Here is a 15,244-nt window from a genome sequence, read left to right as displayed (position 1 = left end):
TGCCATGATGAGCCAGGAGCAGAACGACCTGATCACCCGCACCGGGCCGAAGGATCCCTGCGGCAGACTGATGCGGAGCTATTGGCAGCCGGCGGCGCTGGTGGACGAGCTCGAGGGGCCGCGCCCGATCCGCCCGGTCAAGCTGCTCGGCGAGAACCTGGTGCTGTTCCGTGACGAGACCGGACGCTACGGCCTGATGGATCGGCACTGCGCCCATCGCGGCGCCGATCTCGCCTTCGGTCGGCTCGAGCATGGCGGCCTGCGCTGCGCCTTCCACGGCTGGCTGTTCGACGCCACCGGCCAGTGCATCGAGACCCCGGCAGAGCCGAAGGATTCGAAGCTCTGCCAGAACATCCGGCAGCGCTCCTATCCCGTGGTGGAGAGGAGCGGCATTCTCTGGGCGTATCTCGGCGAAGGTGAGCCGCCGGCATTTCCGGAGATCGACTGCTTCGTTGCGCCCGGCAGCCATACTTTCGCGTTCAAGGGCCACATGGCCTGCAACTGGCTGCAGGCGCTGGAGGTCGGCATCGATCCCGCGCACGCCTCCTATCTGCACCGCTTCTTCGAGGACGAGGACACCTCCACCGCCTACGGCAAGCAATTCCGCGGCGCCTCCGCCGGGTCCGACCTGCCGATGACGAAGATCCTGCGCGAGTACGACCGCCCGATCATCAATGTCGAGCATACCGAATATGGCCTGCGCCTGATCGCGCTGCGCGAGATCGACGAGGAGCGCACCCATGTGCGCGTCACCAACCAGCTGTTCCCGCACGGCTTCGTCATCCCCATGAGCACGGAGATGACGATCACGCAGTGGCATGTGCCGGTCGACGACGAGAATTGCTACTGGTACGCGATCTTCACCAGCTATTCGAGCCCGGTCGACAAGCAGAAGATGCGCGACCAGCGGCTCGAGCTCTATGAATTGCCGGATTACAAATCGCGCAAGAACCGCAGCAACGATTACGGCTTCGATCCGCACGAGCAGCAGACCGCGACCTACACCGGCATGGGCACCGACATCAACGTCCACGACCAATGGGCGGTGGAATCGATGGGCGCGATCCAGGACCGCACCAAGGAGCATCTCGGTTCGAGCGACAAGGCGATCGTGCAGTACCGCCGCCTGCTGCGGCAGGAGATCGAGAAGGTCCAGGGCGGCGAGAAGCCGATGCTGTTTCTGGACGAGGCCAATGCGCGCAGCATCCAGGGACCGGCGACCATGGACGGCATCGGCCCGACCCGGGGCTGGGAGACCTATTGGATGGAAGTCGACGTCAAGCGCCGCCGCGGCGCGCCCTGGACCGCGCCGGTGCCGAAGGAGATTGCGGATAACGTGCACAAGCTGACGGCGGCGGAGTGACGTTCGTGTCCCGCTGCCGTAGGGTGGGTAAAGGCGCAAAGCGCCGTGCCCACCATTTCTCCGTTAATGATACAGATCGTGGGCATGCTTCGCTTTGCCCACCCTACGCAGTTGAGGGGGTGGTGAAGTGACTTTCGTCGCGCGTCATGCGTTGTGGTCGGATGAGCAGAGGGACGCCGCGGCGCGCATGCGCCGCATCGTCGAGGAGAGGAATCTCGAGGTCATCCGCCTCGCCTTCCCCGACCAGCACGGCATCCTGCGCGGCAAGACCATCATTGCCTCGGAGGCGATCGCCTCGCTGGAGAGCGGCTGCTCCATCACCACCACCATGCTCGCCAAGGACACGTCGCACCGCACAGTGTTTCCGGTGTTCACCGCGGGCGGCGGCTTCGGCATGAAGGAGATGGAGGGCGCGGCCGACGTGCTGATGGTCGCCGATCCCACGACGTTCCGCGTCTTGCCGTGGGCGCCGGCGACCGGCTGGGTGCTGTGCGACCTCCACTTCAATGACGGCCGCCCGGTGCCGTTCGCGACGCGCGGGCTCTACAGGCGCGTGCTCGATGAACTCGGCACGCGGGGCCACGATTTCGTCGCCGGCCTCGAGGTCGAATTCCACATCTTCAGGCTCGACGATGCGCATATGCGGCCCGAGGATGCCGGCCAGCCCGGCACGCCGCCCTCGGTGAGCCTGCTCAGCCACGGTTACCAATACCTGACCGAGCAGCGCTTCGATCAGATGGAGCCGGTGCTGGAGATTCTCCGGCGCGACATCGTGGCGCTCGGGCTGCCCTTGCGCTCGGTCGAGGTCGAGTTCGGACCGAGCCAGTGCGAATTCACCTTCGCGCCGCGCAAGGGCCTGGAGCCTGCCGACAACATGGTGCTGTTCCGCAGCGCCGTGAAGCAGATCGCGCGCCGCCACGGCTACCACGCCACCTTCATGTGCCGGCCGAAGCTGCCAAACGTGTTCGCCAGCGGCTGGCACCTGCACCAGTCGATCGTCTCGCGCGCGAGCGGCGACAACCTGTTCATGACGAAAGACGGCAGCGAGCCGCTCAGCGCGTTTGGCAAGGCCTACCTCGCCGGCCTGCTCGATCATGCCCGCGCCTCGACATTGTTCACCACGCCGACCATCAACGGTTACAAGCGCTACCGCTCCTATTCGCTGGCACCCGACCGCGCGATCTGGGGCCGCGACAATCGCGGCGTGATGATCCGCGTGCTCGGCGGCGCCGGCGATGCCGCAACGCGCCTGGAGAACCGCATCGGCGAGCCGGCAGCGAACCCCTATCTCTACATGGCCTCGCAGATTCTCTCCGGCCTCGACGGCGTCGACCGCAAGCTCGATCCCGGCCCGTCCGCCGACACGCCCTACGAGACCAAGGCGCCGCTGCTGCCGAAGAGCTTGCGCGATGCGGTCTCGGCGCTGAAGGACGATCCGTTCTTCCGCGAGAAGCTCGGGGCGGAGTTCGTCGACTATTACACCCACATCAAGAACGCCGAGATCGACCGCTTCCTGTCCGAGGTGACGGATTGGGAGCACCGCGAATATTTCGAGGTGTTCTGAGGGCGCACTCTCTCCGCCGTCATTGCGAGCGCAGCGAAGCACTCCAGAATCCCTCCGCGGCAAGACTCTGGATTGCTTCGCTGCGCTCGCAATGACGGGGAGAGAGCGCGGGCCTCAAATCCCCAAATACTTATGCTGCAGGTCCGGCGCGGCCAGCAACTCGTCGGAGGTGCCGCTCCATACAGTCTTGCCGCGCTCGATGATGTAATGGCGGTCGCAGATGCGGGCGAGATGGTCGACGTTCTTGTCGACGACCAGGATCGACTGCCCCCGGCTCTTGAGCAGCGACAGGCAGTGCCAGATCTCTTCGCGGATCAGGGGTGCGAGGCCCTCGGTCGCTTCGTCCAGGATGAGAAGCTTCGGATTGGTCATCAGCGCACGACCGATCGCGAGCATCTGCTGCTCGCCGCCGGAAAGCTGATTGCCCATGTTGCCCGCACGTTCGGCGAGGCGGGGGAACAGCACGTAGATCGCCGCCAGCGTCCAGGGATTGGGGCTATCGAAGCGATCGGCCGCAGCCGCCACCAGGTTCTCGCGCACGGTGAGGTTCGGAAAGATCTGGCGGCCCTCGGGCACGAGCCCGACGCCGAGTTTCGCGATCCGGTACGACGGCAGCAGCCTGACCTCGGCGCCCGCAAAACGAATGCTGCCGGCACGCGCCGGCGTCAGGCCCATGATGGAGCGGATGGTGGTGGTCTTGCCCATGCCGTTGCGGCCCATCAGCGAGACCATCTCGCCCGGCCTGATCGACAGCGACAGGCCGAACAGCACCTGCGACAGGCCGTAGCAGGTCTCGATGCCGTCGACGTCGAGCAGCGTGTCAGCCATGATGCGTCACCACATGCTGATCGCCGAGATAGGCGCGCTTGACGTCTTCGTTGGCCCGGATCGCGGCCGGATCGCCGGAGGCGATGACGCGGCCATAGACCAGCACCGAGATGCGGTCGGCGAGCGCGAACACCGCCGGCATGTCGTGCTCGACCAGCACGATCGAGACTTCCTTGCGCAGCTCCTGGAGCAGCTTCACCATGTTCTGGGATTCGGTGGCGCCGAGACCGGCCATCGGCTCGTCGAGCAGCAGCAATTTCGGCTTGCTGGCGAGCGCGACCGCAAGCTCGATCTGGCGTCGCTCGCCATGGCTGAGCTTCGAGACCAGAACATCGGCGCGATGGACGAGGCCGACGCGATCGAGCGCGGCATGTGCGGCATCGCGCAGGCCTTTCTCCTTGCGCGCATCGGCGAAGAAGCGGAACGAGGTGCCGGCATGCGCCTGCGCCGCCAGCGCGACGTTGTCCGCGGCGGTGAAATCGAGCAGCAGCGAGGTGATCTGGAACGAACGCGCCAGGCCCAGCGCACAGCGCCGATAGGCCGGCAAGTATGTGATGTCGCGCCCCGCCAGCGAGACGCTGCCGGAATGCGGCGCGAGATGTCCGGTGAGCTGGCTGATCAGCGTGGTCTTGCCGGCGCCGTTCGGGCCGATGATGGCGTGCAGCTCGCCGCTGGCGACGTCGAGCGAGACGTTGTCCGTCGCGATGATGCCGCCGAAGCGGCGCACCAGCTTTTCGACGCGAAGCAGGGGCTCAGCCACGGCCAGCCCTCCCGAGCGCGCCCATGATGCCGCCGCGGCCGAACAGCACGATCAGCAGCAGCAGCGGGCCCATGATCAGCGCCCAATATTCGGTGATCTGCGACAGCAGCTCCTCGAGCAGCAGAAACACCACCGCGCCCATGACCGGGCCGAACAGCGTGCCCATGCCGCCGAGAATCACCATCACCATGAGGTCGCCGGAGCGGGTCCAGTACATCACGGCCGGGCTGACGAAGTCGGTGTTGTTGGCGAGCAGCGCGCCGGCAAGGCCGCACATGGTGCCCGAGATGACGAAGCAGACGAGCTGGTAGCGCTTGGCGGGAAAGCCGATCGCCTGCATGCGCTGCTCGTTGGAGCGCAGGCCCTGCACGACGAGGCCGAAGCGCGAATTGACGATGCGCCAGATCAGGAAGACGACGCCGAGCAGGCAGGCGAGGCAGAGATAATAGAACTGCGTGCGGTTGCTCAGGTTGATCAGCCCGGAGAAGTCGCTGCGGTTGTAGACGGTGAGGCCGTCATCGCCGCCGTAGCGCGCAAGGCCCGAGGCGACGTAATAGGCCATCTGCGCGAAGGCGAGCGTGATCATGATGAAATAGACGCCGCGGGTGCGCAAGCTGAGCGCGCCGATCACCAGCGCATAGATCGCGGAAGCCACCAGCGCGACCGGGAACTGGATGAAGCCGGACCCGACGCCTTCCTGCGCCAGCATGCCCACCGCATAGCCGCCGATGCCGAGATAGGCGGCATGACCAAAACTCATCATGCCGCCGAAGCCCATGATGAGGTTGAGGCTCGCAGCCGCCAGCGCCAGGATGATGATGCGGGTGAACAGCGTCAGGATGAAGATGTTGCCGGACAGATGCGAGTAGAGCGGCAGCAGCACGAGGCCCGCCAGCATCAGGGCCGTGACGGCCTTGCTCACAGTCAAACCCTTCATCGACGCAAGCTCTTCATCGGCGATTGGCCGGAAACAGCCCCTCCGGCCGCACCACCAGCACGATCGCCATCAACAGGTAGATCAGCATGGAGGACAGCGCGGGCGCGGCGGTGGAGGCGGCGGCGCCGCTCAGCACCTGCCGGAGCAGGTTTGGCAGGAAGGCGCGGCCGAGCGTGTCGATCATGCCGACGAAGATCGCGGCGAGGAACGCGCCGCGGATCGAGCCGATGCCGCCGATCACGATGATGACGAAGGCCAGGATCAGGATGTTCTCGCCCATGCCGATCTGCACGGTGAGGATCGGTGCCTGCATCAGCCCGGCGAGGCCCGCGAGCGCGGCCCCGAGCCCGAACACCAGCGTGTAGAGCAGCTTGATGTTGATGCCGAGCGCGCCGATCATCTCGCGGTTTGAGGCGCCGGCACGGATCAGCATGCCGATGCGGGTCCGCATCACGCCGAGATAGAGCAGGAGCGCCACCAGCAGCGCCACGATGATGATGGCGAGGCGATAGGCGGGATAATGGATGCCGGGCAGGATCGGCACCGGCACGGTGAGCCAAGCCGGCAGCGGCAGCGCGAGGCCCGCCGGGCCCCAGATCAGCCGCACCGCTTCGTTGAAGAACAGGATCAGGCCGAAGGTCGCGAGCACGTGGTCGAGATGGTCGCGGCCATAGAGATGCCGCAGCGCGCTCACCTCCAGCACGATGCCGAGCACCAGCGTGGCGCCCAGCGCCATCAGCGCGCCGAGCAGGAAGCTGCCGGTCCAGGCGGCGAAGGTCGCGGCGAAATAGGCCCCCATCATGTAGAGCGAGCCGTGCGCGAGGTTGACGAGATCCATGATCCCGAACACCAGCGTCAGGCCGGCGGCGAGCAGGAACAGCAGCAGGCCGAACTGCAATCCGTTCAAGAACTGTTCGACGACGAGCAGCATCAAGTCTCTTTCAGGCGCACGCAGCTTCGCGCCGATGTTCGAACAATGTCGCCATCAGTGAAAGAGCTCCCCCTGCCTCTTCAAGGCCGAAAAATGGGTAATGGCAGTATCGTTCCGAGGCAAGAGCGATTCGACACCTGACATGCACTTTGTTGCATGCGGCTGCATGCGGGCAAATTGACCTTGCAAGAAGGCTGCCGCGCCAGGCTGGGGCAACCTGCCGCACCCAGACGATCAACCCCCGCCATAGCGCGTTGCCGCTGGGCAATTGCCTGCGGCAAGGATCTCGCTCTTGGCCATCCTTCAAGACGCCCGCCGTTGGCGGGCCCTCAGGATGAGGACCGGGGTGCGCGGCGCTGATTTCAACGAGCACCGTTGCTGCCTAGCCTCATCCTGAGGAGACCGCGAAGCGGTCGTCTCGAAGGACGAGGCGCGCGCTCAGGTCGCGCAAGAGACCAAATGCGATCACCCTCCCCCGTCGCCGGAGGAAGGTGTTGCAATCTTTCGGATCCCTGGATGCGTCTAGTGCGACGTCATCTGCTGGGGCAGGTCGTCCGGTTCGGCGAGCACGCTGTTGGCCGTGGAGGCCTCCAACGCCGCCATCCGGAACAGATAGGCGAGCGTCGCCAATCCGGTGTCTTCCGCCATTTGCGCCAGCTCGAGCGCCATGTCGGACATGTAGCCGAGAGTCTCGTCTCTGCTCAGCGCCATGATCTGGCTGTCCCGCATCATGTTCGACATCTCAGGCGCTCTTTCGTTGCGCGGCAGCGGCGCCGCAGAAGTTGGCTGTGGCGATACAGTCGATCCGCGGACCGTCCTGCCGGACCACGCTCGTCATCCCGATGCGGTCACGCACGACGTCGAGCGACTCCTGACGAATCTCGATCGTTGCCGCCATGGTCCAGGAATTCTCCACCAGGGCCGGCAACCCCAGCGGCGTGACGACGAAACCGATGTCGTGGAACCGCGGCAGCCACCAGGTTTCCATGACCAGGCAAAGCCGCTCGATGCCCTGCTCGAGACAGAACTCCTGCGCCGCCGCCATCAATTGCAGATTGAACGCGCCGTCGCGGCGCTCGCGCGAGACGAAGAAGCGCGACCATTCCCAGACCAACGGGTCCGACGGACAACCGCGGACCGAGGCGAGATGCGGGAACACCTCGCTCATCATCGTCGGCCTGGTGGTCGGATACAGCCGGGAGCCGCCGAGCACCCGGCGATGTTCCAGTGCCAGCAGGTAGATCGCGTCGTCATTGTCGTAGCTGTCGATCTCGCGGCCGTCAGGCTTGCGCAGCGCCTCCCATTTCCGCTCCTCGACGAATATCTCGTGGCGGACCCGGAAATGCTGTTCGAGGACGTCTTCGTAGAGGTGCCGATTGACGGCAGAAATCACATGAATCATGAACTCCCCCATGGCTCGCAATACGGGGAGCCTCAGCGAAAACCGCGGAGCCGACTATTGGGAAATTTCCCAGTAGGCGAATGTTTCAGAGATTGATGATTCTGTGACGGATCGCGATCGCGACCGCATGCGTCCGGTTGACGGCACCGAGCTTGCGCGCGGCAGTTGCAAGATGCTCTTCGGCGGTGCGCTGCGTGATGTGCAGGATCTCGCCGATCTCCCAGGCGGACTTGCCTTGCGAAGCCCAGGCGAGCACCTCGCGCTCGCGCGGCGTGAGGCGCATCGACGGATGCGGCGTCGGATCGAGCAGACGGCGGATGTGGTCGAAGCCGTACATCCCGATCAAGTGCAGCGCCGGCTTGCTGCGCGCATTGAGATCGAGGTGGACGCCGGCGAGCGAGACGCCGGCCTCGTAGCCGGTCAGGCCGTGGATCGGCACGACGAAGCCGCGCGACATGCGGAAGTCGGCGGCGCGCCGCATCACCTCCACCGCGCCGGGCTCCAGCTCCGGATCGTACGGCGCTTCGGACCACTCGAACGGGTTCACGGTCTGCCGGCACTTGCGGATCACGGGATCGACGCGGTCGTAGCTCTTTTGGGTATAGAGGCTGAACCACTCCGCCGGCCATTTCTTGGCGAGCACCATCTGGGAAAAGCGCTGCTCGGGATTCGGCAGGCCCGTCACGATGATATGTTCGAAACCGTAGCGGCCGAACGCGGCTGCAAGCGCGTCCATGGCGTCGGGAACCTTGGTACAGGTTCCGAGCCCTTCGATGAAGTCGAGCGCCTCGCGGCCATAATCAACGCCATCAACGGCGGACATCGGTGCGTTTCCTGACCTTCGCCCTCGCCTATAGCACGTATTCGGGGGGCGCCTCAAATTCGCTGCGACCGTAGTTTCCCGGTCCTCATCCAACCTGAAGATTTAAACTACTTGTGGCAGAATAGACGACATCATACACCTCAACGTATCCGAAGCGGGAAAGCCACGATGGAAGACGAGGACATCGCCCTCAACAGCGTGCTCGGCCTGGAGTTGAATCGGGTGTTTTTCGCCGTCCGCGACACGGCAAACAAGCAGAAGATCATCGAGTTCGCGCGCGCAGTGCTGGAGAGCGAGCGCGCGGAGCCGGTCGACAGCGTCTCGCCCGAGGGCCCGGCAAGCTGAAGCGCAAATGCAGCAGGCGCCGCCGATGCAGCGGATCGCGCGACGATGCCCTTCCATTCGAACGAACTGATTTTAATCGAAACATTCTGACAATTGCCGTCCCTCTTCTTCCCGACCACGCTCTCGTGTCCCGGACGCAGCGCGGCGTCTCTTCGACGGTGCGCTGCAGAGCCGGGGCCCATATGACCAAGAACGGCCGCTGTGACAGGGGTCCCGGCTCTGCGCAGCAGCGTTGCACGCTGCAGCGCGTCCGGGACACGAGGGCGGTTTGCCGCCTCCGTCCAAATCCTCAGACACTTACCGCTGGATGACGGCGAGGCTCTCGTGAGATGATCGCCGCCCCGATCCTCCTTCGGACGCCAAGAGCATGATGACACTGCGCCAGGTCGAAGTGATCCGCGCCGTGATGGTGACGGGCACCATCGGCGGCGCGGCGAAGCTGCTCAACGTCTCGGCGCCGGGGATCAGCCGCCTCGTCAAATACACCGAGCGCTCGCTCGGCATCCGCTTCTTCCAGCGCCAGAACGGGCGCTACTTCCCGACGCCGGAAGCCGAGAACATCTTCGAGCAGATCAACGGCGTCTACAAGAAGGTCGACGATCTCTCCGAGATCATCTCCAAGATCGGTCGCGGCGGGTTGTCCGAGCTGCGGATCGGCTCGGTGCCCAGCATCTCCCAGGTGATGGTGCCCCGCGCGATCGAGCGCGTCCGGCGCCGCTATCCCGATCTCGGCATCGACATCAACATCCTCAAGCTCGAGGAGGCCATCGACTATCTGATGCTGGGCCGCGGCGAGTGCGTCGCGATGAGCTACCGGCTGGAGCATTCCGCGCTCGACTTCATGCCGCTCGCCTCGGGCGAATTGTATTGCATCGTGCCGCCCGGTCACGAGCTCGCCGGCCGCAAGCAGGTCTCAGCCGCCGAGATCACCCGCTATCCGCTGATCGGCATCGACCCCAACGATCCCTACGGCCGGATCATGGCCGAGATCTTCGCGCGCAACCGGCTCGACTACAACATCACCATCCGCGCGCGCTTCGGCACCACGGTCTGCGCGCTGGTGAAGGCGGGGCTCGGTATCGCCATCATCGACCAATTCACCGTGGCTCATGGCGGCTATCCCGGGATCGAGCTCTTGAAGATCGCCGAGCCGACGCGGTTCGACACCTATATCGCGGTCAAGCGCGGCGCGCCGCTGTCGCTCCATGCCGAGGCCTTCATCGCGGCGCTGCGCGCCGAGATGCGGGCGGTCGAGCCGTCCCGCGGCAGCAACAAGGCCGCTTCGGCGCGGGCGCGGAAGAAATAACATGATGTTAGGTTTGCCGGATAAAAGGGTAATTGTGTTAGCCTAAGGACAGGCTATCGTCGGCGACCGGGAAGCCCCTTGGAATTGCGCGGGTTTCCCCGCTAATGACCGGGACCGAACCTTCCTTTGAGACGATAGCGAACACATGTCCACGCGCGGATACGCCAGCAAGAAGCTCCTCACCGGCCTGATCGGCGCGCCGATCGCGCATTCCGCGTCCCCTGCCATGCATGAACGTGCCGCCGAGGCGCTCGGCCTGCGCGGCCATTATCAGCTCATCGAGATTGCCGGCGCCGATGCGGCCGGCCTTGTGACCTTGCTGGAGGGCGTGCGGCGGCTCGGCTTTGCCGGCGTCAACGTCACCTACCCCTACAAGGAAGCGGTGGTCCCGTTGCTCGACGCGCTGGCGCCCGGCGCGGCCGCGATGGGCGCGGTCAACACGGTGGTGGTCGGAAACGGCCGCCTGACCGGCCACAACACCGACACCACGGGCTTTGCGCGCGCGGTGGCGCCGCTGCTGGCGCCGGCGGGGAACGCCGTCGCGGTGATCGGCGCCGGCGGCGTCGGCAAGGCGATCGCATTTGCGCTGGCGGGCCTGAACGTTCCCGACATCCGCATCTTCGACAGCGAGCCGGCGCGCGCCGCGACGCTCGTCTCCCTGCTCGCCCGGCAAGGCGGCGCAAGGGGCGCTGCAAGGGTCGCGGCAAGGGTCGCTGCAAGCGTCGAGGATGCGCTTGATGGCGCAACCGGTCTCGTCAACGGCACCCCGGTCGGCATGCTGCCGAACCGGGCCATGCCGGTTCCGGCCGCGCTGCTGCACGAAAAGCTGTGGGTGGCGGATGCGGTCTACTCGCCGCTGATCACGCCGCTGCTGGTGGCGGCCGAAGCCAAGGGCGCGAAGATCATGACCGGGCGGGAGCTCGCGATCTATCAGGCGGCCGACGCTTTCGAACTGTTCACGGGCCTTGCCCCATCGACCGAGGTCATGGGAAAGGCATTCGACGAGGTGATGGCGGCACGAAGCTCAGCCTATCACGCAGCGTAACCGAAGCGGCCGGACACAAGGCCGCGGACCCAATCTGACGAAACGGGAGGAGACATCATGAAATCGACCCTGCTGGCAGGCGCCCTGCTTGCCTTCGCGACCGCAACCGGTGCCCACGCCCAGGCGATCAAGCTCGCCGACGTCGCCGAGCTCTCCGGCGGCGGCGCCACCGTCGGCACCAACTGGAAGAACGGCATCGACCTCGCGATCGAGGAGATCAACGCCAAGGGCGGCGTGCTCGGCCGCAAGCTGGAGGTGACCCACGCCGACTCGCAGTCCAACCCGGGCGTGGCGCGCGCCCAGGTCCAGAAGGCGCTCGATGCCGAGCCCTATGTGCTGCTCGGGCCCGGCTATTCCGGCTCGGTGAAGGTCACGGCCCCCCTCGCCGCCGAAGCCGGCATCGCGCAGATCATGGGCGGCGAGGCCGCCGAGCTGACGCAGGGAGGCAACAAATTCCTGTTCCGCACCTCGTTCGGCCAGCAATCCTCGATGCCGAAGGTGGCCAAATACATCCACGACGAGATGAAGGCGAAGACGGTCGCGGTGGTCTGGGTCAACAACGATTTCGGCCGCGGCGGACGCGACGTCGTGATCAAGGAGCTCGACCGGCTCGGCTCCAAGGTCGTTGCCGACCTCTCGACCGAGGCGGGCCAGGCCGATTTCGCCGCCGACGTCGGCAAGATCAAGGCTGCCAATCCCGATGCCGTGTTCGTCTACCTCAACGAGGAAGAGAGCGCGCGCATCCTGAAGGAGCTGAAGCGCCAGGGCGTCACCGCGCCGCTGATGGGCGAGACCACCCTGATCGGCCAGAAGGTGATCGAGCTCGCCGGCGATGCCGCCAACGGCGCCCGCGGCCATGTCGGCCTCACCACGGATGCGCCGGTCGACCTGGTCAAGCAATTCCGCGAGAAGTTCTCCAAGAAGTACAATTATGTCCCCGACCACAACGGCCTGAAGGGCTATCTCGCCGTCTACATGGTGAAAGCCACCACCGAGAAGATGGGCAAGGTCGACCCCAAGAAGTTCGCCGACACGCTGCACGGCCTCACCATCAAGGCCGCGGACGAGCCGGGCATACTGATGGACGTCACCTTCAGCGACACCGGCGACATCGACCGCCAGAGCTTTCTGGTCGAGGTCGTGGAAGGCAAGCAGGTCGTGAAGCAGGTGCTGCCGAAGGTGAAGTGATCTTCACCTCTCCCCGCTCGTGTATCGCCGAAGCTTTAGCGGAGGCGGATGCGGAGAGAGACCTCTCCCTCCCTCTCCCCGCAAGTGCGGGGGAGGGAGACGAGAGAGCGGCGCGAGGGACACGAGAGAGAACCCATGTCCAACCTATTCGATCTTCTGGTCGCGGGGCTCGCCACCGGCGCGATCTACGCGCTGGTCGCGGTCGGCTTTACGCTGCTTTGGCAGACCTCGCAGACCATCAATTTCGCACAAGGCGAGTTCGTGATGCTGCCGGCGTTCCTGATGCTGGCGGCGATGCATGCCGGCGCGCCGTTCTGGCTCGCGATCATGCTCGGCATCCTGCTGTCGATGATCCTGCTCGGGCTCGGTTTCAAGCTGCTGCTGGTCGACCCGATGATGCGCCATGGCGTCTTGCCGCTGGCGATTGCGACCATGGCGCTCGCGATCGGCATCAAGGAAGCCGTGAAGCAATTCTACAGCGCCGAGGCCTCGCCGCTCCCCTCGGTCGTGCCGACCGGTGACATCTCCATCCTCGGACACGCGGTGTCGCTGCAAAGCATCGGCGTGCTCGTCGTCGCCATCCTCGCGGTGGTCGGCCTGACCACGCTGCTCAACCGCACCTCGCTCGGTCACCAGATGCAGGCGGCGGCGCAGAATCCGACGGTGGCGCGCATCATCGGCGTGCCCGTCGAGCGGATGATCCTGCTGACCTTCCTGATCAACGCCTTCCTGGTCGCGCTGGCTTCGCTCCTGATCACGCCGATCTACCTCGCAAAATTCTCCTCCGGCGAGGTGCTGGGCCAGGCCGCCTTCATCGCCGCGATCGTCGGCGGCTTCAACCAGGTGCGCGGCGCCATCGCCGGCGGCCTCCTGATCGGCGTGCTCGACAATCTCGCCGCCGCTTATGTCTCGACGCAATATCGCGCCGCCGTGCCGATGCTCTTCCTGATCGCGGTCATCCTGTTCCGGCCGCAAGGATTGCTCGGCCGCGCCGAGGAGCGCACGGTATGAGCAGCTTCGGCAAACCCCTGAAGATCGCGCTCGGCCTCGCCGTCATCGCCGGCCTGATCGTCATCCCCATGAACTTCAACCGCTACGGCCTGTTCATCCTCAGCCAATGGGCGGTGATGAGCATCGCCGCGATGGGCCTCAACCTCACCCTCGGTTATGCCGGCCAGGTCTCGCTGGCGCAGGGCGCGTTCGTCGGCATCGGGGCCTATGCGTCGGCGATCATGACGACGCATGGCTGGCCGCTGCCGGCGGCGATCCTGGTCGCGATCCTGCTCAGCTTCGCGGTCGGCTGGGTGCTCGGCTATCCCGCGCTGCGCGTGCAGCACCATTATCTCGCCTTCGTCACGCTGGCCTTCTCCACCCTCGCCTTCCTGGTGTTCCGCAACGAGAGCTGGCTCACCGGCGGCATCTACGGCATCTCCAACATCCCGCGGCCGCATATTTTCGGCATCGCGACCAACAAGCCCCTCCCCTTCTACTACGTCTGTCTCGGCTCGCTCGCGATCGTGTCGCTCGCGGTGTGGTGGCTGATCCGCTCCCCCTGGGGCCGCGCCTTCATGGCGCTACGCGAGAATCCCTTGCGCGCGCAATCGCTCGGCATCGACACGCGGCGCTACACGCTGATGGCATTCGCGATCGGCTCGGCGCTCGGCGGCGTCGCCGGGGCGCTCTATGCGCCGCTGACGCAATATATCGATCCCGTGCCGTTCAACCTGTCGCTCTCGCTCGACCTCCTGATGATGGTGATCGTCGGCGGTGCCGGGTTCTATTTCGGCCCCTTCCTGGGCGCGATGATCGCGGTGCTGCTGCCGGAATGGCTGCGCTTCACCGAGGGCTATTACCTGATGCTGTACGCCGTCGCGGTGATGCTGCTGCTGATCTGGTCGCCGACCGGCATCCTTGGCATCCTCGATCGATATCTCGCCCAACGCCGCACCAAGGCGGCGTCCGCACTGCGCGCCGTCGCAAAGTCCCGCCTGGAGACGGCGCAATGAGCGCGGTATTGGAAGTCTCGGAGATCAAGAAGAATTTCGGCGGCATCAGCGCGGTCGACGGCGTCAGCTTCGACGTGCGCGAGGGCGAGATCCTCGGCCTGATCGGCCCGAACGGCTGCGGCAAGTCGACCCTGTTCAACTGCATTCTCGGCCAGCTCACGCCCTCGGGCGGCGAGGTCAAGCTCGACGGCAAGGTCGTCACCGGTCTGCGCCCCGCCGAGCTCAACAAGCTTGGCGTCAGCCGCACCTTTCAGCTGCTGCAGGTCTTCCCGAAGCTCTCTGTGCGCGAGAACCTGATCCTCGCCGGACAGGAGCACCAGGGCAGCATGGCCTCGCGCCTGGTCGGCCGCTCCGATGCCGGGCTGACCGAGACCGCCAACCAGATGATCGGCTTCTTCAAGCTCGATCATCTCGCCGACGAGCCCGCCGGCGGCCTCTCCTACGGCCAGCAGAAGCTGCTCGACGCCGCCATGGCCTTCATGGGTGGCCCGCGCCTCGTGCTGCTCGACGAGCCCGCCGGCGGCGTCAACCCGTCGATGCTGGCGGATCTCAAGGAGCGCCTGATCGCGATCAACCGCGAGAAGAACGCCACCTTCGTCGTGATCGAGCACAACATGGAGTTCGTGATGTCGCTGTGCTCGCGCGTGATGGTGATGGCGGAAGGCAAGGTGCTGGCGATGGGACGTCCCGACGAGGTCCGCAAGAACCCCGCCGTGATCGAAGCCTATCTCGGACATTAGGGAGCG

General features: G+C 65.4%; 16 protein-coding genes. 9 read left to right on the top strand and 7 right to left on the bottom strand.

The genetic code is table 11. The annotated features are described in order from the left end of the window. Positions 1-4 precede the first annotated feature (4 nt). Complete coding sequence (locus WI560_RS01965) at positions 5-1,363, top strand: Rieske 2Fe-2S domain-containing protein (protein ID WP_375306689.1); 1,359 nt, start codon at positions 5-7, stop codon at positions 1,361-1,363. A gap of 127 nt (positions 1,364-1,490) precedes the next feature. Further along, a complete protein-coding gene (locus WI560_RS01960) occupies positions 1,491-2,927 on the top strand; it encodes a glutamine synthetase family protein (protein WP_375306688.1) in 1,437 nt (478 codons plus the stop codon). A gap of 114 nt (positions 2,928-3,041) precedes the next feature. Here WI560_RS01960 and WI560_RS01955 read toward each other — a convergent pair whose 3' ends face one another. The 7 genes from WI560_RS01955 to WI560_RS01925 all read right to left on the bottom strand — a co-directional run bounded on the left by WI560_RS01955 (position 3,042) and on the right by WI560_RS01925 (position 8,608). Then, positions 3,042-3,755, bottom strand: a complete 714-nt coding sequence (locus tag WI560_RS01955) for an ABC transporter ATP-binding protein (protein ID WP_375306687.1) — start codon at positions 3,753-3,755, stop codon at positions 3,042-3,044. Continuing rightward, on the bottom strand, positions 3,748-4,515 hold the full coding sequence (locus WI560_RS01950) for an ABC transporter ATP-binding protein (RefSeq protein WP_375306686.1): 768 nt from the start codon (positions 4,513-4,515) through the stop codon (positions 3,748-3,750). Before WI560_RS01950 ends, WI560_RS01955 begins: the two co-directional genes overlap by 8 nt. Continuing rightward, the gene (locus WI560_RS01945) at positions 4,508-5,452 is read right to left on the bottom strand and encodes a branched-chain amino acid ABC transporter permease (protein WP_375306685.1); all 945 of its coding nucleotides are present in this window, start codon (positions 5,450-5,452) and stop codon (positions 4,508-4,510) included. Before WI560_RS01945 ends, WI560_RS01950 begins: the two co-directional genes overlap by 8 nt. 13 nt (positions 5,453-5,465) lie before the next feature. Next, positions 5,466-6,383 (bottom strand): branched-chain amino acid ABC transporter permease, encoded by a 918-nt coding sequence (locus WI560_RS01940; RefSeq protein ID WP_126257231.1) that lies wholly within the window; start codon positions 6,381-6,383, stop codon positions 5,466-5,468. 522 nt (positions 6,384-6,905) lie between these two features. Next, on the bottom strand, positions 6,906-7,124 hold the full coding sequence (locus WI560_RS01935) for a hypothetical protein (RefSeq protein ID WP_375306684.1): 219 nt from the start codon (positions 7,122-7,124) through the stop codon (positions 6,906-6,908). A gap of 1 nt (position 7,125) precedes the next feature. Continuing rightward, positions 7,126-7,785: an acyl-homoserine-lactone synthase gene (locus WI560_RS01930; RefSeq protein ID WP_375306683.1), complete on the bottom strand. Its 660-nt coding sequence runs from the start codon at positions 7,783-7,785 to the stop codon at positions 7,126-7,128. A gap of 85 nt (positions 7,786-7,870) precedes the next feature. Further along, entirely contained in the window at positions 7,871-8,608 is a 738-nt protein-coding gene (locus WI560_RS01925) for an autoinducer binding domain-containing protein (protein WP_375306682.1), read from the bottom strand. 168 nt (positions 8,609-8,776) lie between these two features. Between WI560_RS01925 and WI560_RS01920 the strand changes: the two genes are divergently transcribed. The 7 genes from WI560_RS01920 to WI560_RS01890 all read left to right on the top strand — a co-directional run bounded on the left by WI560_RS01920 (position 8,777) and on the right by WI560_RS01890 (position 15,238). After that, a complete protein-coding gene (locus WI560_RS01920) occupies positions 8,777-8,953 on the top strand; it encodes a hypothetical protein (RefSeq protein WP_375306681.1) in 177 nt (58 codons plus the stop codon). Positions 8,954-9,320: 367 nt separating this feature from the next. Then, positions 9,321-10,259 (top strand): LysR family transcriptional regulator, encoded by a 939-nt coding sequence (locus tag WI560_RS01915; RefSeq protein WP_375306680.1) that lies wholly within the window; start codon positions 9,321-9,323, stop codon positions 10,257-10,259. Positions 10,260-10,404: 145 nt separating this feature from the next. After that, entirely contained in the window at positions 10,405-11,304 is a 900-nt protein-coding gene (locus tag WI560_RS01910) for a shikimate dehydrogenase (protein WP_375306679.1), read from the top strand. Between the two features lie 57 nt (positions 11,305-11,361). After that, positions 11,362-12,492: an ABC transporter substrate-binding protein gene (locus WI560_RS01905; protein ID WP_375306678.1), complete on the top strand. Its 1,131-nt coding sequence runs from the start codon at positions 11,362-11,364 to the stop codon at positions 12,490-12,492. Positions 12,493-12,627: 135 nt separating this feature from the next. Continuing rightward, on the top strand, positions 12,628-13,503 hold the full coding sequence (locus tag WI560_RS01900; protein ID WP_375306677.1) for a branched-chain amino acid ABC transporter permease: 876 nt from the start codon (positions 12,628-12,630) through the stop codon (positions 13,501-13,503). Beyond that, positions 13,500-14,498 carry a branched-chain amino acid ABC transporter permease gene (locus WI560_RS01895; RefSeq protein WP_375306676.1) on the top strand — a complete coding sequence of 333 codons (999 nt, stop codon included), beginning with the start codon at positions 13,500-13,502 and terminating at the stop codon, positions 14,496-14,498. The genes WI560_RS01900 and WI560_RS01895 overlap by 4 nt, the downstream gene beginning before the upstream one ends. After that, positions 14,495-15,238 carry an ABC transporter ATP-binding protein gene (locus WI560_RS01890; protein WP_375306675.1) on the top strand — a complete coding sequence of 248 codons (744 nt, stop codon included), beginning with the start codon at positions 14,495-14,497 and terminating at the stop codon, positions 15,236-15,238. Before WI560_RS01895 ends, WI560_RS01890 begins: the two co-directional genes overlap by 4 nt. Positions 15,239-15,244: the final 6 nt, after the last annotated feature.

This window comes from Bradyrhizobium sp. A11 (assembly GCF_042077125.1).
Taxonomy (GTDB): Bacteria; Pseudomonadota; Alphaproteobacteria; order Rhizobiales; family Xanthobacteraceae; genus Bradyrhizobium; species Bradyrhizobium japonicum_B.
The sequence above is the reverse complement of the archived record's forward strand: the minus strand, read 5'-3'. Positions and strand labels throughout refer to the sequence as shown.

Coding starts and splice junctions, on each gene's coding strand:
- WI560_RS01890 (WP_375306675.1), top strand. CDS start 14,495: ATGAGCGCGGTATTGGAAGTCTCGGAGATCAAGAAGAATTTCGGCGGC.
- WI560_RS01920 (WP_375306681.1), top strand. CDS start 8,777: ATGGAAGACGAGGACATCGCCCTCAACAGCGTGCTCGGCCTGGAGTTG.
- WI560_RS01945 (WP_375306685.1), bottom strand. CDS start 5,452: ATGAAGGGTTTGACTGTGAGCAAGGCCGTCACGGCCCTGATGCTGGCG.
- WI560_RS01905 (WP_375306678.1), top strand. CDS start 11,362: ATGAAATCGACCCTGCTGGCAGGCGCCCTGCTTGCCTTCGCGACCGCA.
- WI560_RS01900 (WP_375306677.1), top strand. CDS start 12,628: ATGTCCAACCTATTCGATCTTCTGGTCGCGGGGCTCGCCACCGGCGCG.
- WI560_RS01935 (WP_375306684.1), bottom strand. CDS start 7,124: ATGTCGAACATGATGCGGGACAGCCAGATCATGGCGCTGAGCAGAGAC.
- WI560_RS01925 (WP_375306682.1), bottom strand. CDS start 8,608: ATGTCCGCCGTTGATGGCGTTGATTATGGCCGCGAGGCGCTCGACTTC.
- WI560_RS01895 (WP_375306676.1), top strand. CDS start 13,500: ATGAGCAGCTTCGGCAAACCCCTGAAGATCGCGCTCGGCCTCGCCGTC.
- WI560_RS01915 (WP_375306680.1), top strand. CDS start 9,321: ATGATGACACTGCGCCAGGTCGAAGTGATCCGCGCCGTGATGGTGACG.
- WI560_RS01955 (WP_375306687.1), bottom strand. CDS start 3,755: ATGGCTGACACGCTGCTCGACGTCGACGGCATCGAGACCTGCTACGGC.
- WI560_RS01930 (WP_375306683.1), bottom strand. CDS start 7,785: ATGATTCATGTGATTTCTGCCGTCAATCGGCACCTCTACGAAGACGTC.
- WI560_RS01965 (WP_375306689.1), top strand. CDS start 5: ATGATGAGCCAGGAGCAGAACGACCTGATCACCCGCACCGGGCCGAAG.
- WI560_RS01940 (WP_126257231.1), bottom strand. CDS start 6,383: ATGCTGCTCGTCGTCGAACAGTTCTTGAACGGATTGCAGTTCGGCCTG.
- WI560_RS01910 (WP_375306679.1), top strand. CDS start 10,405: ATGTCCACGCGCGGATACGCCAGCAAGAAGCTCCTCACCGGCCTGATC.